The 18,552-nt window shown below is 70.1% G+C and carries 22 protein-coding genes; 10 read left to right on the forward strand and 12 right to left on the reverse strand.

From position 1 onward, the window contains the following. Nucleotides 1-45 precede the first annotated feature (45 nt). A complete protein-coding gene (locus tag G6N60_RS29015; protein ID WP_140691305.1) occupies nucleotides 46-138 on the reverse strand; it encodes a 50S ribosomal protein bL37 in 93 nt (30 codons plus the stop codon). Nucleotides 139-258: 120 nt separating this feature from the next. Between G6N60_RS29015 and G6N60_RS07520 the strand changes: the two genes are divergently transcribed. Further along, entirely contained in the window at nucleotides 259-474 is a 216-nt protein-coding gene (locus tag G6N60_RS07520) for a biotin/lipoyl-binding carrier protein (RefSeq protein ID WP_163734721.1), read from the forward strand. A 21-nt stretch (nucleotides 475-495) separates the two neighbouring features. Next, nucleotides 496-1,995 carry a two-component system sensor histidine kinase PdtaS gene (locus tag G6N60_RS07525; protein WP_163734723.1) on the forward strand — a complete coding sequence of 500 codons (1,500 nt, stop codon included), beginning with the start codon at nucleotides 496-498 and terminating at the stop codon, nucleotides 1,993-1,995. Nucleotides 1,996-2,086: 91 nt separating this feature from the next. Here the strand turns inward: G6N60_RS07525 and whiB1 are convergent, their stop codons facing one another. Both whiB1 and G6N60_RS07535 read right to left on the reverse strand, forming a co-directional pair. Beyond that, nucleotides 2,087-2,341, reverse strand: coding sequence for a transcriptional regulator WhiB1 (whiB1, locus tag G6N60_RS07530; RefSeq protein WP_003893300.1), 255 nt, complete (start codon nucleotides 2,339-2,341; stop codon nucleotides 2,087-2,089). 257 nt (nucleotides 2,342-2,598) lie between these two features. Then, nucleotides 2,599-3,558, reverse strand: a complete 960-nt coding sequence (locus tag G6N60_RS07535) for a diacylglycerol/lipid kinase family protein (protein WP_163734724.1) — start codon at nucleotides 3,556-3,558, stop codon at nucleotides 2,599-2,601. A gap of 51 nt (nucleotides 3,559-3,609) precedes the next feature. On the opposite strand from G6N60_RS07535, the gene G6N60_RS07540 reads away from it, so the two are divergent. Further along, nucleotides 3,610-4,029 (forward strand): hypothetical protein, encoded by a 420-nt coding sequence (locus G6N60_RS07540; RefSeq protein ID WP_163734726.1) that lies wholly within the window; start codon nucleotides 3,610-3,612, stop codon nucleotides 4,027-4,029. Here the strand turns inward: G6N60_RS07540 and G6N60_RS07545 are convergent. From G6N60_RS07545 to G6N60_RS07555, 3 genes are read right to left on the reverse strand one after another with little or no spacing between them, the layout of a single operon-like run. After that, nucleotides 3,984-4,463: a GNAT family N-acetyltransferase gene (locus G6N60_RS07545; RefSeq protein ID WP_163734727.1), complete on the reverse strand. Its 480-nt coding sequence runs from the start codon at nucleotides 4,461-4,463 to the stop codon at nucleotides 3,984-3,986. The genes G6N60_RS07540 and G6N60_RS07545 overlap by 46 nt on opposite strands. Continuing rightward, complete coding sequence (locus G6N60_RS07550) at nucleotides 4,460-5,551, reverse strand: isochorismate synthase (RefSeq protein WP_163734729.1); 1,092 nt, start codon at nucleotides 5,549-5,551, stop codon at nucleotides 4,460-4,462. The genes G6N60_RS07545 and G6N60_RS07550 overlap by 4 nt, the downstream gene beginning before the upstream one ends. Further along, a complete protein-coding gene (locus tag G6N60_RS07555) occupies nucleotides 5,548-6,159 on the reverse strand; it encodes an acid phosphatase (protein ID WP_163734732.1) in 612 nt (203 codons plus the stop codon). Before G6N60_RS07555 ends, G6N60_RS07550 begins: the two co-directional genes overlap by 4 nt. An 85-nt stretch (nucleotides 6,160-6,244) precedes the next feature. On the opposite strand from G6N60_RS07555, the gene G6N60_RS07560 reads away from it, so the two are divergent. Further along, nucleotides 6,245-7,039, forward strand: coding sequence for a ParA family protein (locus G6N60_RS07560; protein ID WP_163734734.1), 795 nt, complete (start codon nucleotides 6,245-6,247; stop codon nucleotides 7,037-7,039). Here the strand turns inward: G6N60_RS07560 and G6N60_RS07565 are convergent, their stop codons facing one another. Both G6N60_RS07565 and G6N60_RS07570 read right to left on the reverse strand, forming a co-directional pair. After that, nucleotides 7,040-8,254, reverse strand: a complete 1,215-nt coding sequence (locus G6N60_RS07565; RefSeq protein ID WP_163734736.1) for an Rv3212 family protein — start codon at nucleotides 8,252-8,254, stop codon at nucleotides 7,040-7,042. It abuts the gene before it with no gap. 18 nt (nucleotides 8,255-8,272) lie between these two features. Next, the gene (locus G6N60_RS07570) at nucleotides 8,273-9,838 is read right to left on the reverse strand and encodes a DEAD/DEAH box helicase (protein ID WP_163734738.1); all 1,566 of its coding nucleotides are present in this window, start codon (nucleotides 9,836-9,838) and stop codon (nucleotides 8,273-8,275) included. Nucleotides 9,839-10,111: 273 nt separating this feature from the next. On the opposite strand from G6N60_RS07570, the gene G6N60_RS07575 reads away from it, so the two are divergent. Further along, a complete protein-coding gene (locus G6N60_RS07575) occupies nucleotides 10,112-10,804 on the forward strand; it encodes a ferritin-like fold-containing protein (protein WP_163734741.1) in 693 nt (230 codons plus the stop codon). A gap of 68 nt (nucleotides 10,805-10,872) precedes the next feature. Then, nucleotides 10,873-11,937, forward strand: a complete 1,065-nt coding sequence (locus tag G6N60_RS07580) for a histone methylation protein DOT1-like protein (RefSeq protein WP_163734743.1) — start codon at nucleotides 10,873-10,875, stop codon at nucleotides 11,935-11,937. A 3-nt stretch (nucleotides 11,938-11,940) separates the two neighbouring features. Here G6N60_RS07580 and G6N60_RS07585 read toward each other — a convergent pair whose 3' ends face one another. After that, complete coding sequence (locus G6N60_RS07585) at nucleotides 11,941-12,855, reverse strand: hypothetical protein (RefSeq protein ID WP_163734747.1); 915 nt, start codon at nucleotides 12,853-12,855, stop codon at nucleotides 11,941-11,943. Between the two features lie 232 nt (nucleotides 12,856-13,087). Between G6N60_RS07585 and G6N60_RS07590 the strand changes: the two genes are divergently transcribed. Continuing rightward, nucleotides 13,088-13,348, forward strand: coding sequence for a DUF3107 domain-containing protein (locus G6N60_RS07590; RefSeq protein WP_163734751.1), 261 nt, complete (start codon nucleotides 13,088-13,090; stop codon nucleotides 13,346-13,348). Here G6N60_RS07590 and G6N60_RS07595 read toward each other — a convergent pair. Beyond that, nucleotides 13,345-14,028, reverse strand: a complete 684-nt coding sequence (locus G6N60_RS07595) for an HTH-type transcriptional activator FasR (protein WP_163734754.1) — start codon at nucleotides 14,026-14,028, stop codon at nucleotides 13,345-13,347. The two genes, G6N60_RS07590 and G6N60_RS07595, sit on opposite strands and share 4 nt — an antisense overlap. A 185-nt stretch (nucleotides 14,029-14,213) precedes the next feature. Between G6N60_RS07595 and G6N60_RS07600 the strand changes: the two genes are divergently transcribed. From G6N60_RS07600 to G6N60_RS07610, 3 genes are all read left to right on the forward strand, one after another. Beyond that, a complete protein-coding gene (locus G6N60_RS07600) occupies nucleotides 14,214-15,248 on the forward strand; it encodes a DUF3152 domain-containing protein (RefSeq protein WP_163734758.1) in 1,035 nt (344 codons plus the stop codon). Between the two features lie 102 nt (nucleotides 15,249-15,350). Beyond that, entirely contained in the window at nucleotides 15,351-16,517 is a 1,167-nt protein-coding gene (moeZ, locus tag G6N60_RS07605) for an adenylyltransferase/sulfurtransferase MoeZ (protein WP_179969772.1), read from the forward strand. Between the two features lie 36 nt (nucleotides 16,518-16,553). Next, nucleotides 16,554-17,408: a TIGR02569 family protein gene (locus tag G6N60_RS07610; RefSeq protein WP_163734765.1), complete on the forward strand. Its 855-nt coding sequence runs from the start codon at nucleotides 16,554-16,556 to the stop codon at nucleotides 17,406-17,408. A gap of 66 nt (nucleotides 17,409-17,474) precedes the next feature. On the opposite strand, the gene G6N60_RS07615 is transcribed toward G6N60_RS07610, so the two are convergent. Together G6N60_RS07615 and G6N60_RS07620 are read right to left on the reverse strand one after the other, a co-directional pair. Then, on the reverse strand, nucleotides 17,475-17,771 hold the full coding sequence (locus tag G6N60_RS07615) for an MGMT family protein (RefSeq protein WP_163734768.1): 297 nt from the start codon (nucleotides 17,769-17,771) through the stop codon (nucleotides 17,475-17,477). Between the two features lie 3 nt (nucleotides 17,772-17,774). Continuing rightward, complete coding sequence (locus G6N60_RS07620; protein ID WP_276028340.1) at nucleotides 17,775-18,545, reverse strand: alpha/beta fold hydrolase; 771 nt, start codon at nucleotides 18,543-18,545, stop codon at nucleotides 17,775-17,777. Nucleotides 18,546-18,552 lie beyond the last annotated feature (7 nt).

Consider the following 18,552-nt stretch of genomic DNA (forward strand, 5'->3'; position numbering starts at 1 on the left):
GCCTTCACCCCGGGGTGAAGGCCTTCTGCGTATCCGGCGCAGGACCTACTTGACGGCCTTCGAGCCGCAGTTGGGGCGCTTGCCGTGGTTCGCCTTGGTGTGCTTGCGGTCGCGCTTCTTCCGGCCACGCTTAGCCATGATGGTCCTCCAGTGAGTCAATTGCTTACCCGTCATCCTCTCACGCTCGCGCCACTGCATTCCAATCCCGCCCGTGTGGTTCGATAGACCTTGCAGGCACCGAGACGAGTTGGGGTGAAGATGGCCGAGGATGTTCGCGCTGAGATCGTGGCCAGTGTGCTCGAGGTCGTGGTGAGCGAGGGCGATCACATCGGTGAAGGGGAGACCCTGGTGCTCCTGGAGTCGATGAAGATGGAGATCCCCGTCCTGGCCGAGGTGGCCGGCACGGTCACCTCCGTGAGCGTGTCCGTCGGCGACGTCATCCAGGCCGGCGACCTCATCGCCGTCATCAGCTAGCCGCGCCGCCACGCCTGCGCCATGTCGACCCTCGGTGACCTCCTCGCCGAGCACACCATGCTGCCGGGCAGCGCCGTCGACCATCTGCACGCCGTGGTGGGCGAGTGGCAGCTCCTCGCGGACCTGTCGTTCGCCGACTTCCTGATGTGGGTGCACCACGACGACGGCTCGCTGGTGTGCGTCGCGCAGGTCCGCCCGAACACGGCGCCGACGGTGTTGTTGGCCGACGCAGTGGGCACGGTCAATACCGCCAGCGACATGCCGGTCGTCGCGGCCGCGTTCCAGTCCGGTCACATCGGCCGCGAAAGCGATGCGCTGCAAGGCGATTCGGAGCTGAGCCAATGGCTCAACGTCGAGGCCGTGCCCGTGCGCCACGGCAACGAGGTCGTGGCGGTGCTGACGCATCAGACCGCGCTCGCCGACCGGCGCAAGGCCAGCCCGCTGGAGCGCGCGTACCTCGACTGCGCGGCGGACCTCCTGCACATGCTGTCGGAGGGCACGTTCCCGAACGTGGGTGACATCGCGATGTCGCGGTCCAGCCCGCGGGTCGGCGACGGCTTCATTCGGCTCGACGTCACCGGCGGTGTCAGCTTCGCCAGCCCCAACGCGATCTCGGCGTACCACCGGATGGGGCTGACCGCCGAGTTGGAGGGGCACAACCTCGTCACGGTCACCCGGCCGCTGATCTCCGATGCGTTCGAGGCCCAGGAGCTGGCGAACCACGTCCGCGACTCGCTGTCGGGCGGGTCCAGCATGCGCATGGAGGTCGATGCGGGGGGAGCGGCGGTGCTGTTGCGCACGCTCCCGCTGGTGATCAACGGCGCGGCGGCGGGCGCCGGCGTGCTGATCCGCGACGTCACCGAGGTCAAGCGCCGCGACCGGGCGCTGCTGTCCAAGGATGCGACCATCCGCGAGATCCACCACCGCGTGAAGAACAACCTGCAGACCGTGGCGGCGCTGCTGCGGCTGCAGGCGCGGCGCACCAACAACGCCGAGGGGCGTGACGCGCTCATCGAATCCGTCCGACGGGTCTCCTCGATCGCGCTGGTGCACGACGCGCTGTCGATGTCGGTCGACGAGGAGGTCAACCTCGACGAGGTCGTGGACCGGATCGTGCCGATCATGAACGACGTGGCCTCGGTGGGTAGGCCCGTGCGCATCAACCGGGTGGGGGATCTGGGCGTGCTGGACGCCGACCGCGCCACCGCGTTGGTGATGGTGATCACCGAACTGGTGCAGAACGCGATCGAGCATGCCTATGACTCGTCGTCGGACAACGGCAGCGTGACGATCCGTGCCGAACGCTCGTCGCGGTGGCTCGACGTCGTGGTCCACGACGACGGCCGCGGTCTGCCCGACGGTTTCAGCCTGGAGAAGTCGGACAGTCTCGGGCTGCAGATCGTGCGGACGCTCGTCGCCGCCGAATTGGACGGATCGCTGGGCATGCACGCCGTCCCGACCGGCGGCACCGACGTCGTGCTGCGGGTGCCGATCGGCCGCCGCGGCCGCTCCGCCCAGTAACGCGGCCGACATCCAGCGGTAACGACGCATGTCGCGCACGAAAACGGCCCCGGATTCCTCCGGGGCCGTTTCGGAAAGATCGGTTGATCGGCTAGACGCCGGTGCGGGCCTTCGTGCGCGCGTTGCGACGCTTGAGGGCGCGGCGCTCGTCCTCGCTCATGCCGCCCCACACGCCTGCGTCCTGTCCGGACTCCAACGCCCAGCTCAGGCACTCCGTGGTGACCGGGCAACGGTTGCAGACGAGCTTCGCGTCAGCGATCTGTGCGAGTGCCGGACCGCTGTTCCCGACGGGGAAGAACAGTTCCGGGTCCTCGTCACGACAGACCGCCTTGTGCCGCCAATCCATAGTTACAACTCCTCTTCGTGTGCGCAGCAAGGCGCACGAGCTTTTACTTCGGCTGTTAACGCGTGCAACCAAATGTTTCTGCACTGTTGCAAACGATGCTTCCACAGGCTGAACAGATGTCAATAGAGCCGCGTTAACACGTGTGCAATCTCACTGGCTTCTCGATGTGGGACCGGGTTGGCCGTCCCCTCATTCCGTTGTACTACACTCGGCGTACTCGTGCCTTGATTCGTGCCAGATCGCGACGCATTCGCCGGTCAATCGTGTGTTGGTGGGGCGGCCACCACGGCCAGGGCATTCGGCACCGAGGTGAACGTCATGGTCTTTCGCTCGCCGACGTAGTCCCCGTCGATCTGACACGCCGTCGGCGTGTCGGCGATCACCCGGACCCACAACACGTCGTCGTCGCGCACCAGGTGCTTGGCCTCGATGCGCCGGTTCTTCGACAGCATCCGAGCCACCAAACGCAGATTCGCCCACACGTTCATGCTGGTCGTCGCGAACACGCCGAGGCCCGTCTCGAAGGTCGTCTCCGGATTCGTCCACACCGGGCGCGTGTTGGCGTAGGTCCACGGGCTCGAATTCGACACGAAGGCGAAGTGCACCCCGGTGACGGGGTCCCGGCCCGGCAGTTCCAGCGTCAGCGTCGGATCGCGGCGGGCGCTGGCCAGCACTTCGCGCGTGGCCACCCGCATGTAGCGCGACGCGGTGACCTTGCGGCCCTTCTCGCGCTGCGCCTCGACGGCCGCCACCACGTCCCCGTCGACACCCATGCCCGCAGTGAACACGCCCCACCGGTCGCCGCAGTCCATCAGCCCGATCCGGCGCCACGGCACGCCCCTCCGGTAGGCGCCGAGCAGGTCCACCAGCTGATTCGTCGCCACGATCGGGTCCGCGCTGATCCCCAGCGCCCGCGCGAACACGTTGGCCGAACCGCCGGGCACCACGCCGACCGCGGGCCCGTCGCGGGGCGGTACGTGACCGCAGTCGCCGAGGATCCCGTTGACCACCTCGTTCACGGTGCCGTCACCCCCGTGCACGATGACGACGTCGGTGCCGTCGCGGGCCGCCTCGCCGGCAATCTCGATGGCGTGACCGCGGTGATCGGTGTGGGCGACCCTGAGGGTGACCCGACTCTCGAGCGCGTGGGCGAGCAGGTCCCGGCCGGCCGGCGTCGTCGACGTGGCGTTCGGATTGACGATCAGCACGGCGCGCACGGGGCCCAACCCTATCGGCACGCGCCGCGGCCGCGCTCTACCCTCGACGGTGTGATCGTGCCCGCGCCCTCCACCGTGCGACAGGCCGCCGCCGTCGTGGCTCTCGAGGGCGTGGCGCTGCTGGTCGTCGCCGGGGTATTGATCGTCCGGGCGGTCGGCGGGGCCCACGAGAAGTCCATCAGTGGGTACGGCACCGCAGGCTGGTTCGTCGTGATGGGCGCGGCGGTGCTGACCTCCGGGTGGGCGCTGTGGACCGGGCGCCGGTGGGGCCGGGGCATCGCGGTCTTCGCACAATTGCTGCTGCTGCCGGTGGCCTGGTACGTCGCCGTCGGGTCGCAGCAGTGGTCCTACGGGGTGCCCATCGCGCTCGTCGCCGTCGCCGCGCTGGCGTTGCTGTTCAGTCCGTCGGCCGTGCAGTGGCTGTCTCAGGACCCGGCCAGCGCCGACAACTCGTCGCCCGACACGCGGTAGGTGATCCACTCGGTCTGCGGCCGGCCGCCCACGGCGTCGTAGAGGGCGATCGCGGTGGTGTTCCAGTCGAGCACCGCCCACGTCAGTCGGGTGTAGCCGTTGTCGACGCACTCCCTGGCCAGGGTCGCCAGCAGGGCCTTGGCCAGCCCGAGGCGCCGGAACGTCGGCTTCACGAAGAGGTCTTCGAGGTAGATGCCCGCCACGCCGTCCCAGGTCGAGAAGTTGCGAAACCACAAGGCCATCGCGGCGGGTTCGCCGTCGACCTCGGCGACGTGGGCCCACGCCGCGGGCTGATCGGCGAACAGCGCCCGGTGCAGTTGCTCCTCGGTTACCGTGCATTGGTCTAGCGCGTGTTCGAACTCGGCGAGCGCACGCATCATGGCGACCAACTCGGCCTCGTCACCGGGCCTCGCCCAGCGGATGGTCACCGTCACGTCTTAACTCCCAACGCCGTCAACATCGTGCGAAACTTCGTATTCGTCTCTGCCACTTCATCATCCGGGTCGGACTCGGCAACGATGCCGCCTCCCGACCTGGCCACCGCGGTGCGGCGGTCGGCCGACAGCTCGGCGCACCGGATCGACACGACCCACGTGCCGTCCCCGTCGGCGCGGCACCACCCTACGGCCCCCGCGTAGAACCCCCGGTCGCCCTCGAGCGCGGAGATGAGCTCGACGGCCGCGGGGGTGGGCACCCCGCCGACGGCCGCCGTCGGATGCAGCGCCACGGCGAGATCCAGTGCGGTGGTAGATGATTCGCGCAGGCGCCCCGTGATCGGGGTGTTGAGATGCCAGACGGCCGACGTGCGGCTCAGCTCGGGGGAGGCCGCGATGTCCAGCTCGGTGCACAGCGGTTCGAGGGCGGCCCGCATCTGGTCGACCACCAGCCGGTGCTCGTGCAGGTCCTTGGCCGACGCCGCCAGCGCGGCTCCGCTCGCCTCGTCGGCGGCGGGGTCGACCGACCGCGGCGCCGACCCGGCGAACGGACGGCACGTCACGACGTCCCCGCGGCGGGCCACCAGCAGTTCGGGGCTCGCACCGACCAGGACGGTGCCGGCGCGGTCCTCGCCCGCGGGGCCGAGATCCACGAGATAGGTCGTCGCCGAGACGTCGTCGGCGAGCCGACGCACCAGCGTGCCGACGTCGATCTCACCGTCGGCCACGACCCGCAGCGCCCGCGCCAGGACGACCTTGTGCAGCTCGTCGGCCGGGTCGGACAGGCGGCGCAGGGCCGTGGCGATGCGTTCGCGGTGCGCGGCGGGTGGAGGCAGTGTCTCGGCGATGACGGCGGCGGGCAGGTCGCGAGGCGCCCGAGCGGGCAGGCGGTCGGTGAAGGTCAGCCGCTCGGGGCGCATCAGCGCGGTCGGGCGGGTCACGTCGAACGGCAGGGCGCCCACGACGATGGGCGCGTTGCCGCGGGCGAGGGCGTCCTGCGCGTCGCGGAGCCGGGGATAGGCCTCGGCGACGCCCTCGCCGACGACCACGCCGTCGGGTCGGGCGAGCAGGAAGGACGGGTCGGTCACGGGGACGGGCGGGGAGTGCCGTGGCCGGTGAGGCCGAGCGCGCCGATCTGTCGCACGCCGTGCTCGTAGCCGCACACCGCGACCGACGCGGCCGCCATCGAGAAGCGGATGCCCTCGGAGATGGGCAACTCCACCCAGCGCGTGATGACCGAGCGGGAGAAGTGCCCGTGGCCGACGAAGACGACGTCGCGAGAGTCCATGTGGGACAACGCAAGTCCAACGGCACGGTCGGCGCGCACGGTGACGTCCTGCACGCTCTCGCCGTCGGGACAGCCGTGCGTCCACACCATCCAGTCCGGCACGGTCTCGCGGATCTGCGCCGTCGTGAGGCCCTCGTAGTCGCCGTAGTCCCACTCGGCGAGCAGGGGTGAGACCTCGTCGACGGTCAGCCCGGCCAGCTCGGCGGTCACCAGCGCGCGGTGGCGCGGACTCGACACCACCAGCGGGTCGTCCAGCTCGAGCTCGGCGAGCACGTCGCTGGCCTGGCGGGCCTTCGTGCGACCGTCGTCGGTGAGCTCGAGGTCGGTGCGACCGGTGTGTCGACCACTCTTCGACCATTCGGTCTCGCCGTGGCGGAGCAGGATCAGACGGTGCCGTTCGGTAGCCACTCCGGCAATTCTGCCTCACGTCGTGCGCCATGCTGGGGCCGCGTACGTGCTTGGATGGCGGGAGTTGACGCAGGACGGGGAAGACATGACGCGAGTACTGGCGGTCGCCAACCAGAAGGGCGGGGTCGCCAAGACGACCACGGTGGCGTCCCTGGGTGCGGCGATGGCCGAGAAGGGGCGGCGGGTGCTGCTCGTCGACCTGGACCCGCAGGGTTCGCTGACGTTCTCCCTCGGCCACGACCCCGACACGCTGGCGGTGTCGGTCCACGAGGTGCTCCTCGGCGACGTCGAGCCGGACACCGCGCTGTTGACGACGGCCGAGGGCATGACGCTGCTGCCCGCCAACATCGACCTGGCCGGCGCCGAGGCCATGCTGCTCATGCGGGCGGGCAGGGAGTACGCGCTCAAGCGGGCGCTGGCGAAGATCGGGGCCGGCTTCGACGTCGTCGTCGTCGACTGCCCGCCGTCGCTGGGCGTGCTGACGCTGAACGGCCTGACCGCCGCGAACGACGTCATCGTCCCGCTGCAGTGCGAGACGCTCGCGCACCGCGGGGTCGGCCAGTTCCTGCGCACCGTCAACGACGTGCAGCAGATCACCAACGCGGACCTGGTGCTCCTGGGCGCGCTGCCGACGCTGTACGACTCGCGCACCACGCACAGCCGCGACGTCATCTTCGACGTCGCCGACCGCTATCAGCTGCCGGTGCTCGCGCCGCCCATTCCGCGCACCGTGCGCTTCGCCGAGGCCAGCGCATCGGGATCATCGGTGCTCGCCGGGCGAAAGAACAAGGGCGCCAACGCCTATCGTGAACTTGCCGACGCGTTGCTCAGGCACTGGAAGTCGGGGCGGGCGCTGCCGACCTACGCTCCCGAGGTCTAGTCAGGACCCCAGCGCCACCAGGGTGTCGCCGCGCTGTTCGAGTACCGTCGCGCCGGCGACGCCGGGCACGACCGGCGCCTGGCTCGGCGGGCGGGAGAGCGCGATGTGCGACTCGCCCGCGCCGGTCTGCGGGTTGAACACGTCGTAGCCCGAGGTGACGGGCACCAGGAGCTTGCCGGCGAGCTGCATCGCGGGACCGACGGGGGCCTGCCCGTTCACCGGGCTGACCGTGAACCGGTACTTCAGCTGGTCGGCGTCGAACACCATGGTGGAGTCACCGGTCCACCACGTCACCAGGTCGCCCGCGCGCGACATCGTGGCCTGCGGGGAGGCCGGCGCGGCGAGGGCGGTGCTCGCGATCGTGGAGCCGGTGTCGTCGATGACGTTCACGACCGGGGTCGGACTGGGGACGTAGATCGCGGTCGTGGTGTCCGAGACGGCGATGACCCTGGCGCCGCTGTCGACCGCGACGCCGGGCAGCTGGACGATCTTGCTCTTGGGCTGATCCTCCTGGTCGGCCGGCATCAGCAGGTTGAGCCGCAGGTCCCGCTGGCCGGGGCAGGCCTGCAGCACCGAGACCGCCGACGTGCTCGCGGCCGCGGAGGTCAGCCGGCACAGCGGCTGGGTGGGTACCCCCGGCTTGATCCGCGCGTCGAGGGCCCCGAAGCCGATCATCCGGACCATGTCCGATCGCCACAGCTCCAGCCGGGTGCTGCCGGCCGACAGGACCGAGGAGCCGTCCGAGGACAGGGCCACCGTGGGATCGGCATAGGCCGTGCGGCTGTAGTGCCGACGCCCGGTCTGCCCGTCGATCGTCGTCACCTGACCGCAGCCGCGACGGTCGGGATAGACGGCCACGGCGTCGTTGTAGACGTAGGTGACCCCGCACAGGTCGACGTCACGCGAATAGCTCCACAGGACCGTGCCCGTGGCCGGATCGCGCCCGTCCATCTCGCGGCCCGCTCCCGTGACGACCGCGCCCCCGGCCACCACCGGACGGGTCGTCTTCGGGCTCGCGGCGGTCCACAGCTGATGCAGCGTCGACGGCACCGTCTGGGCGGACTTCAGCGCGGGCAGCGGCTCGGCAGCCGGCTTGCTGATCGTGGCGCGCGCGTCGCTACTCCACCAGATCAGTGCCCACGCGACGGCGATCACCAGGACGATGGCCGCAGCCGCCAGCAGGTCGCCCCTGGTGCGGCGTTCCGGTGTGACCATCTACGGCAGGTGACCTCGTCAGCCGGCGGTCGGCGCGGCGGTGTTCGGACGACGGCGGCGACGGCGGCGGCGCGCCGGGGCATCGCTGGCCGAGGCCGAGTCGGCGTCGGTAACGGACGCGGCGTCGCTCACCCCGGCGGTCTGCTCGGTGCTCGCGACGTGGCCCGTGCTGCCACCGCGGGTGCGCTGGCGCGTGCGGTTGCGGGTGCGGGCAGGCCGGTCGCCGTCGCGCGACTCACGCCGCGGGCGGTCCTTCGACTCGGTCGAGCGGGTGGCCCGGCCGATCGAGCCGCCGGCCTCGGTGGGGATGTCGAGTTCGGCGAAGAGGTGCGGCGAACTCGAGTACGTCTCGACGGGGTCGGGGTTGTTCAGGCCGAGCGCCTTGTCGATCATCGTCCAGCGCGGCAGCTCGTCCCAGTCGACCAGCGTGACCGCGATGCCGGTCTTCCCGGCGCGCCCGGTGCGGCCGATGCGGTGCACGTAGGCCTGCTCGTCCTCGGGAATCTGGTAGTTGATGACGTGGGTGATGTCGTCGATGTCGATGCCGCGTGCCGCGACGTCGGTGGCGACGAGCACGTCGACCTCGCCGGTGCGAAAGCCCTTGAGGGCCTTCTCGCGGGCGCCCTGGCCGAGGTCGCCGTGGACGGCGCCGACCTTGAAGCCCCGCTCGGCGAGTTCGTCGGCCACCTTCTGCGCGGTGCGCTTGGTGCGCGTGAAGATCATCGTCGCGCCGCGGCCGTTGGCCTGCAGGATGCGCGCGACCATCTCGACCTTGTCGAGGGCGTGCGCGCGATAGGCGTGCTGGGTGGTGTTCTCGTGGGTGGCCGCGGAATGCGGCGCCTCGGCGCGGATGTGCGTCGGCTGGTTCATGAACGTGCGGGCCAGCGTGATGATCGGGTCCGGCATGGTCGCCGAGAACAGCATGGCCTGCCGGTCGGTGGGGATCTGCTTGAGGATGCGCTCGATGTCGGGCAGGAACCCGAGGTCCAGCATCTCGTCGGCTTCGTCGAGCACCAGCACCGACAGCCCGCCGAGCTGCAGGTGGTCCTGCTGGGCGAGGTCGAGCAGGCGGCCGGGGGTGCCGACGACGACGTCGACGCCCGCCCGCAGCGCCTCGATCTGCGGCTCGTAGGGGCGGCCGCCGTAGATGGACGTGACCGACAGTTTGCGGTCACCGACCGTCAGATACTTGGCGGCGCCGGCGAGGTCGTCGAAGACCTGCAGGCAGAGCTCGCGGGTCGGTACGACGATCAGCGCGCGGGGGATGCCGGTGAGCGGGCGCGACTCGTCGGTGACGATGCGGTGCAGCAGCGGCACGCCGAAGGCGAAGGTCTTGCCCATGCCGGTACGGGCCTGGCCGATGAGGTCGTCGCCGGTCAGGGCCAGCGGAAGCGTGAGCTCCTGGATGGCGAAGGTGTGTTCGATCCCGCCCTCGGCCAGGGCGCGGACGATCTCCTCGCGCACGCCGAGTTCGGCGAACGTCGTGGTCTTCGGGGCGGCCTCGGGGGCGTCGACGATGACGTCGATGTCGGGGGTGAGGTCGTTGGTGGTGTCAGTGTTGGTATCGGTGTTGAGTGAAGTCATGCGTTTGCCGACGTAACCTTTCGCTTGTCAAAATCGCGGCGTCCACACGCGCACACGATCTCGACGAAAGAACGCTGGTGGCCTCGGCTTCCGGGAGCCATCTGAAGGGGCTGCCCGGTGGGCGGGCCGACCTGAGCCGACGTTGTGTACGCACATTTCTCGGCGGTGACGGACGTGAAGACGAGTCACTGCCGACTCCATGATAGCTGGCCCGGCCCGTGGGGGCGTCTGCGCGCCCGTCGGGGCACGTCTCGGGCGTCTAGAGTTGCCTCCATGACACCGACGCAGCCCGCGGCCTTCACCGAGCCGACGGTGCACTCCGAGACGAGCGAGCACCCCGGCGTCACCCAGCTCTTCGCGCTGCTGGCCTACGGCGAGGTGGCGGCGTTCTACCGGCTCACCGACGAGGCGCGGATGGCGCCCAACCTGGCCGGCCGCATCAACATGGCGACCATGGCCGCCGCGGAGATGAACCACTACGAGCTGCTGCGCGACGCGCTCGCCAAGCGCGGGGTGGACATCGTGGCGGCGATGACGAAGTACGCCTCCGCCCTGGAGAACTACCACCGCCTGACGACGCCGAGCACGTGGCTCGAGGCGCTCGTGAAGACCTACATCGGTGACGCGCTCGCCGCGGACTTCTACCTCGAGATCGCCGATGCGCTGCCCGCGGACGCGGCGGGTGTCGTGCGCGCCGTGCTGTCGGAGACCGGCCACTCCCAGTTCGTCGTGGCCGAGGTCAAGGCCGCCGTGACGGCGAGTGAGAAGCAGCGCCACCGCTTGGCGCTGTGGTCGCGCCGGCTGCTGGGCGAGGCCATCACGCAGGCGCAGTACGTGCTCGCCGAACACGACGAGCTCGTCGACTTCGTGGTGAGCAGTGGCGAGGGCATCGGCCGGCTCACCGAGTTCTTCGACCGGCTGCAGAACACCCACAACACGCGCGTGCGGGAGCTCGGTCTCGCGTAGTTGCCGGCCGTGCAACTGCGCCGTCGCAGGGTAGTTCTGCCCGTGGGGCGCTGTTACCTTTCCGCGCCATGACGCACCACCTCATTCAGACCGAAGACGACGCGATCGCGCACCGGGCCAGGCAGGCCCGTGCCGTCCTCGACGCCATGGTGGCCGCGGTCACCGATGGGAGCTACCACACGCGCACGCCGCTGGACGTGACGTCGGGGCCGATGTTCGAGAGGTTCGTCGACATCGGCCTGGCCATGCGGCAGATGTGGGTCGACCCGGAACAGCAGACCGCTCTCATCGACCGCTTGCGGCCGTTCCGCGGAATGATCATCGGCGGCTCTCCGACGGCGATCCAGCCGCACGGCCTGCTGCCGCGAGGGCGGACGACCACGACGCGGCTCGACGACGTCGGTGACGACGAACTGCGGGAGTGGTTCATCGAGGACAACCGGTTGATCTACGGCGAGTTCACCGAAATGGAGTTGGCCAACTACCTCGACTCCGTCGCGCCCTACTTCTGCACCGACGGCCAGATGTACGACCTCGGCAGCGGGCTGGGCAAGGTGGTGCTGACCACGGCGCTGACCATGCCGTTCGAGCGCTGCACGGGCGTCGAGCTGCTGCCCTACCGTCACGCGCTGGCGGTGGAGCGTCGCGACCTGGTCCTGCGGGCCCGCGACCACGCCCTCGCCGCGCTGGGCGGGACGCTGACCGATGACGTGCCGCTGGTGCTGCCGTCGGGCGTGACGACCACGGCGGCACACGTCTTGAACTTCGAGGACCGCGTCCACCTGGCCCAGGGGGACATGTTCCAGGCGGAGCTGACCGACCCGTCGCTGGTGTTCATGTACAGCACGTGTTTCAGCACGTTCATCGACCGAATCGCCGCGAAGCTGGCACGGGACCTGCCGTCGGGATGCCTGGTGACGACCACGACCTACGAGTTGCCGCACCCCGCCTTTCGGCTGGTCCGGGAATTCCCGGCCGACACGCTCGCCTGGACGACCGTCTACGCGTATCGCCGGGAGGGCAAGCTGGATCGCCTGCCGCCGCCTCCGGCGCCGTCCGTCCGGCACGAGCCGGACGCCGAGGAGTGGGAGGCCGGCGTCCGCGCGCAGATGGCCGAACAGGCGGCGCGGTGACGGCTACCTGGTGCAGGTGGCGATCATCGAGTTGTTGTTCTGGACGACCAGCGGCGTCCCCGACGAGTCGGTCACCGCGCAGTTGAGCTGACCGGTCAGGCTCGTCGCGATCACCGACTTCAGGTCGACGCCGGGGTCCAACGTCACGCTGCGCGTCCAGGGCAGCGCCACGTTGAACTCGGTCTGCAGCGCGCCCTGGGCGTCGGTGTAGACGACCGTGACCATGTCCAGCAGGGGTCGGGTACCGGTCACCGTGTAGGTGATCGTGCGCGGTGACACCGGCGCGACCGCGGCCGGAGGAGCGGCCGGGGCCGGGGTGGGCACCGCGCTGGCGGTCGGGCTGGGTGCCACGGTGGTCACGGTCTCCGGTGAGAGCGGCGCCGGCGGGGGCGGAGGTGCGACCGACGTCAGGGCCGGGGGTGCCACCGACGGCTGGACCGGAGGTGCGGCCGACGCCGTGGCGCTGTGGGTCGTGGCGGGCGTCGGCGGTGTCACGGTCTTGGAGACCGCGCCGCTGTCCCCTCCGCCGAGGATGACGACGGTGCAGATGACGGCCACCAAGAGGATTGCTCCCGCGACGCCGGCGACCCAGATCCAGCGACGGTCGATCGGGTCCTCGTACTCGTAGACGTCGTCGTAATCGCCATGATCGCCGTAGTCGTCGTTGCCGTAGTCGGCGTAGTCGTCCTCGCCGCCGTATCTGCCGTCGCCGTAGCCGGTGTCGCCGTAGCCGCGGCTGGCGGTCGACCCGTACCCGGCCCGGGCGGCCCGGGGGGAGTCGTCGTAGGCGTCGTAGTCCTGGACGTCGTCGTCCGGATAGTGCGTCTCGACGTCGCCGTAGCGGCCGCGAGTGCGCGTCGCACCGGCGTTGCGCGTGGTGGTTGACGTCGAAGAATACGTTCCGTAAGGCCTGTCCATACCGCGTTCCCGTGAGTCGTTCAGTGGGTGGATGCAGCGATGCTAACGAGGCTCGTGTGACGCACGAGGTTGACGCGCTGGCCGTCAGGTCACGGTCCGGACTCGGTTGTGCGCGCACACGATTCACGTCCGGCGGCGCTTCGCTGTCCGCGAAGTGCCACCACCGCCGGCGCGCGGCGCGGTCGCCGTCCACTAGCCTTCTCAGCAGATACCGTCGAAGGAAAGGGTTCACGTGGAGGTCAAGATCGGCGTCACCGACAGTCCGCGCGAGCTGGTGCTCCAAAGCGCCTCCACGCCCGCCGAGGTGGAGGAGTTGGTCACCGCGGCGCTGGGCAAGGAGTCGGGCGTGCTCGCGCTGACCGACGAGAAGGGCCGTCGCTTCCTGGTGCAGAACACCCGGATCGCCTACGTCGAGATCGGCGCCCCCGAGTCGCGTCGCGTCGGCTTCGGCATCGGAGCCACGGCCGCCGCGGTGGCCGACAAGCTGAGCTAGAAGCGGGTCAGCGGCACGTGTGACAGTCCGCCCCAGGCGAACTGCACCGTGCCGTCGACCGCGTCGTCCTTCGAGATCGGCCGGTCGGAATTGAGCCAGTAGCGCGCGCAGTCGACGCTGATGGACACCAGGCCGACCGCGATCATCCTGGCGCGGTGGGCCTCCAGCCCCGAATCGCTGCTGATCAATTCGAACACGGCGTCGGTGCACGCCTCGGTCGCCACCTTGACCTGCGCCGAGACCTGCGGTTCGGTGACGTAGTCATTCTCGAAGATCAGCCGGTAACCCTGGCCGTCGTGCTCGATGAAGTCGAAGAACGCCTGCACCGCCGCGCGGAGTCGCTGCCGGTTGTCGGTGGTGGTACGCAGCGCCTGGCGCACCCCGGTGACGAGGTTGTCGACGTGGCGCTGCAGCACGGCGAGGTACAGCTCCAGCTTCGACGAGAAGTGTTGGTAGAGAACGGGTTTGCTGACCCCAGCGCGATCGGCGATCTCGTCCATGCCCGCGGCGTGGTACCCGCGCTCGACGAAGACGTCGCTGGCGGCGACGAGCAGCTGGCCGCGGCGTTCGTCACGGGGGAGCCGATTGCCGCGCCGGCCACCCGTGGAGCCACCCGTCGAACCGTCACCATTCGCCGCCTGCCCACCCTTCCTCTCGGTGGTGTTGGCGATGTCGCTCATCGAATCCTCAATCTGGCTGTGATGCTGCGGCGGGCGGGGATACGCGATTCGTCCCGCACCGGTCGGTCCGGCGGCCCATCGAACAGACACTACTACCGGTTCCCGGGGCGAGGCCGGATCCCCGACTGTCACGGCGGGTGGCGCGCCATGGCCTGTGATGGCGCGGGCTGTGCCATCCTGGTGCGGTGACCTACGACCCGGGGCGTGGTGGGGGCGGTCGTCAGCCCGTGCTGCGCAACGAGTGGAGGGAACCCCTGCGCGCGCAGCGGGACCCGCTCTCCGAGGACGGCGGCAGACCGCGATCCAACCGCGACGAGCATCAGCAGTGGCGCAAGCAGTCCTGGTTGGGCCGCTTCGTGTCGACCTACGGCTGGCGCGCCTACGCCCTGCCCATCCTCGCGGTCATCACCGCCCTGGTCCTGTACCAAACCGTGACGCAGGTGAGCCCCGGCGGCCCGGCCAAGGCTCAGGGACCCGTGCAGGGTCCGCCGACGATCGGGGCCACCGGCACGGGCATCATCGGCGCGCCGCCCAAGGGCATGACGCAGTTCGACGCCAACCTGCCGACCGGCATCCTGCCCGACGGTGGCCCGTTCACCGAGGCGGCCGCGAAGACCTGGCACATCGTGCCGGGGACGACGCCCAAGGTCGGTCAGGGCACCGTCAAGTCGTTCACCTACACCGTCGAGGTGGAGGACGGCATCGACACGACGTCGATCGGCGGGGACGAGGCGTTCGCGCGGATGGTCAGCGAGACTCTGGCCAACCCCAAGAGCTGGACCCACAATCCGCAGATCGCGTTCACTCGCATCGACGACGTCACCCAGGGCGCGCCGGACTTCCGGGTTTCGCTGACGTCCCCCATGACGGTGCGCGAGGGCTGCGGGTACGACATCCCGCTGGAGGCGTCCTGCTACAACCCGGCCTACCTGGGTGATCAGCCGCGCGTGTTCATCAACGAGGCCCGCTGGGTCCGCGGCGCCGTGCCGTTCCAGGGCGACATCGGCTCCTACCGGCAGTACGTCATCAACCACGAGGTCGGGCACGCGATCGGCTACCGCAAGCACGAACCGTGCGGCGACAACGGAGCCCTGGCGCCGGTGATGATGCAGCAGACGTTCTCCACCAACAACGACGACGATGCGCGGTTCGACCCGCAGTCGGTGCAGGCCGACGGCAAGACGTGCCGGTTCAACCCCTGGCCGTATCCGATCGCCTGACCCGCGTGCGGGGAAGCTGCGTGCGCGGATCGACGTTGCACGGGCGGACCCGGTGTGATCGTGTCGAGGTCCGTCGACGGGAGGAGCGAAGTGCGCGCATCGCTGCCGCCGCTGGTCGAGCCGGCTGCCGAACTCACCCGTGACGAGGTGTCGCGCTACAGCCGCCACCTGATCATCCCCGACCTGGGAGCCGACGGTCAGAAGCGCCTGAAGAACGCCCGCGTCCTGGTCATCGGCGCCGGCGGGCTGGGGTCACCGACGCTGCTGTACCTGGCTGCCGCCGGCGTCGGCACGATCGGGATCGTGGAGTTCGACGTCGTCGACGCGTCGAACCTGCAGCGTCAGATCATCCACGGGCAGTCCGACGTCGGTCGTTCCAAGGCGCTCAGCGCGCGCGACTCGATCACCGAGCTCAACCCGCTGGTGAACGTCGTGCTGCACGAAGTGCGCCTGGAGCCCGCCAACGCCGTGGAACTTTTCGGCGGCTACGACCTGATCCTCGACGGCACCGACAACTTCGCCACGCGCTACCTGGTCAACGACGCCGCGGTGCTGGCGGGCAAGCCGTACGTCTGGGGCTCGATCTACCGCTTCGCCGGCCAGGTGTCGGTGTTCTGGGAGGATGCGCCGGACGGGCGGGGCCTGAACTACCGCGACCTCTATCCGGAACCGCCGCCACCCGGCACGGTGCCGTCGTGCGCCGAGGGCGGGGTGCTCGGCATCCTGTGCGCGTCGATCGCGTCGGTGATGGGTACCGAGGCGATCAAGCTCATCACCGGCATCGGCGACTCGCTGCTGGGCCGGCTGATGATCTACGACGCGCTCGACATGACGTATCGCACCATCGCGATCCGCAAGGATCCCGCGGCGCCCGCAATCACCGGCCTCGTCGACTACGAGGCGTTCTGCGGCGTGGTGTCCGACGCCGCGGCCGAGGCGGCCGCCGACTCCGCGGTCACCCCGCAGGAGCTGCGCGCGATGCTCGACTCCGGTCGTCGCGTCGCCCTGATCGACGTCAGGGAGGCCGTGGAATGGGACATCAACCACATCGAGGGCGCGCAGCTGATCCCGAAGTCGACCATCGACGCGGGTGACGGTCTGGCGCGGGTGCCGCACGACCGGACCCCGGTGCTCTACTGCAAGACCGGCGTCCGGTCGGCCGAGGTGCTGGCCGCGGTGAAGAACGCCGGTTTCGCCGATGCGCTGCATCTGCAGGGCGGCATCGTGGCCTGGGCGCGACAACTCGAACCCGACATGGTGATGTACTGACGGCTCCTGGGCCGGGGCACGCCTTAAGGTGAGCCTGTGAGTGCCGACCTGCCGCCTGACCACGTCCTGGCGGCGTTTGGCCTGACCGGCGTGCGACCGGTTCCCCTCGGGTCGAGCTGGGAGGGTGGCTGGCGCTGCGGTGAGGTCGTGTTGTCCATGGTCGCCGACAACGCGCGCGCCGGCTGGTCCGCGAAGGTCCGCGAGACGCTGTTCGTCGACGGGGTGCGACTGGCACGCCCGGTGAGGTCCAGCGACGGCCGCTACGTCGTCTCCGGCTGGCGCGCCGACACGTTCGTGACCGGGACGCCGGAGCCGCGCCACGACGAGGTGGTCTCGGCAGCGGTACGCCTGCACGAGGCCACCGCGAAGTTGGAGCGACCGCGGTTCCTCACCCAACCGCCGAGTCTGCCGTGGTCCGACGTCGACGTGTTCATCGCCGCGGACCGCGCCGCCTGGGAGGACCGCCCGCTGCACGCGCTGCCTCCGGGTGCCCTCGTCGCACCGGGCGGCGCCGACGGGCAACGCTCGGTCGACCTCATCGGCCAGCTGGCGGCGCTGCGCAGACCGACGCGCAGCCCCAGTCAGCTCGTCCACGGCGACCTCTACGGCACGGTGTTGTTCGCCGGCACCGCCGCCCCCGGCATCACCGACATCACGCCCTACTGGCGGCCCGCGTCGTGGGCGGCGGGCGTGGTCGTCGTCGACGCCCTGGCGTGGGGGGAGGCCGACGACGGCCTGGTCGAGCGGTGGGCGCCGCTACCGGAGTGGCCGCAGATGTTGTTGCGCGCGTTGATGTTTCGGCTGGCCGTGCACGCACTGCACCCGCGCTCGACGGCGGCGGCCTTCCCCGGATTGGCGCGCACGGCGGCACTGGTGCGCCTCATCCTCTGACCCCGCGAGCAGCCGCAAACCTGCACCAACATCCGGCGTGTCGCGCACCTTTGCGTCTGCTCGGCGTCAGAACTGGTGGCGGGCCACGCGGAGATCGACCCGCCCGTCCTTGGCCAGCACGCCCTCGGCGCGCAGATTCTCCAGCTGCCGCGTCGCCAGGTGCGGCGCGGGCTTGCCCGACGCGGTGATGACCCGGTACCACGGCAGGTCCGAGGAGTCGGTGCGCATGATCCACGCGACGATGCGGGGGCTCGAAAGTCCTGCGGCGGCAGCGATGTCACCGTAGGTGGATACCCTGCCCGCGGGAATGGAGGCGACGAGGGCACGGACCGTCTCGACCTGCTCGTCGGTGATCGGGGCCACGGGTCAGCCGACGCGTTCGCGGATCAGCGCCGCGGTCTCGGCGGGCCGTGACGTGGGCACCATGTGGTTGCAGTCCATCTCCACCAGTGCGAAGTCCGGACCGAGTCGCGCGCTCAGCGCGTCGATCAGCTGCGGGGTCACGTACGGCGGCTCGGTGCGGGCAGCGCGCACCAGGGTCGTGGGAGTTCCCTTCTGCGGCAGGGCAAACGGCCTGGCCAGCTCGCTCCAGTAGGACATCGCGGCGGGGACGGAGATCCGCCAGCCGACGCGTCCGCCGGGCAATTCGACGAGGTGTTCGTCCAGTTCGCGCTCCAATTCACCCGCGTCGACCTCACCCCACGAGCCCGACGTCTTGTCCGCTCGCGCCTCGGCGCGGTCGGCGAAGTCCGGCGACGCCAGCATCGCGTCGGCGATCTCCCGCGTCCACTCACCGTCGAGGCCCACCGCGGGGTCGAGCAACACCAGACCCGCCACCAGGTCGGGTCGCGACGCCGCCAGGCTCAGCGCGACGGCGCCCCCGAAGGAGTGGCCGACGACCCACACGGGCGCCTCGGCCCGTTCGTCGAGGAGGCCGGCCAACGCCGCGGTGTTGGCGTCGATCGTCCACGGCGCCGCCCACGACGAGTGACCGTGGCCGATCAAATCGGGTGCCAGCACGGCATATTCGGGCAGGTACTGCTCCGCGAGGGTGGCCCAGCGCTGGCCGTGTCCCGTCAGCCCGTGCAGCGCGAGGATCTGGGGCGGGCGCGAGGGCCCGAAGCGAAGCGCGTTCATGGCGTGG

The organism is Mycolicibacterium madagascariense (assembly GCF_010729665.1).
Lineage (GTDB): Bacteria > Actinomycetota > Actinomycetes > Mycobacteriales > Mycobacteriaceae > Mycobacterium > Mycobacterium madagascariense.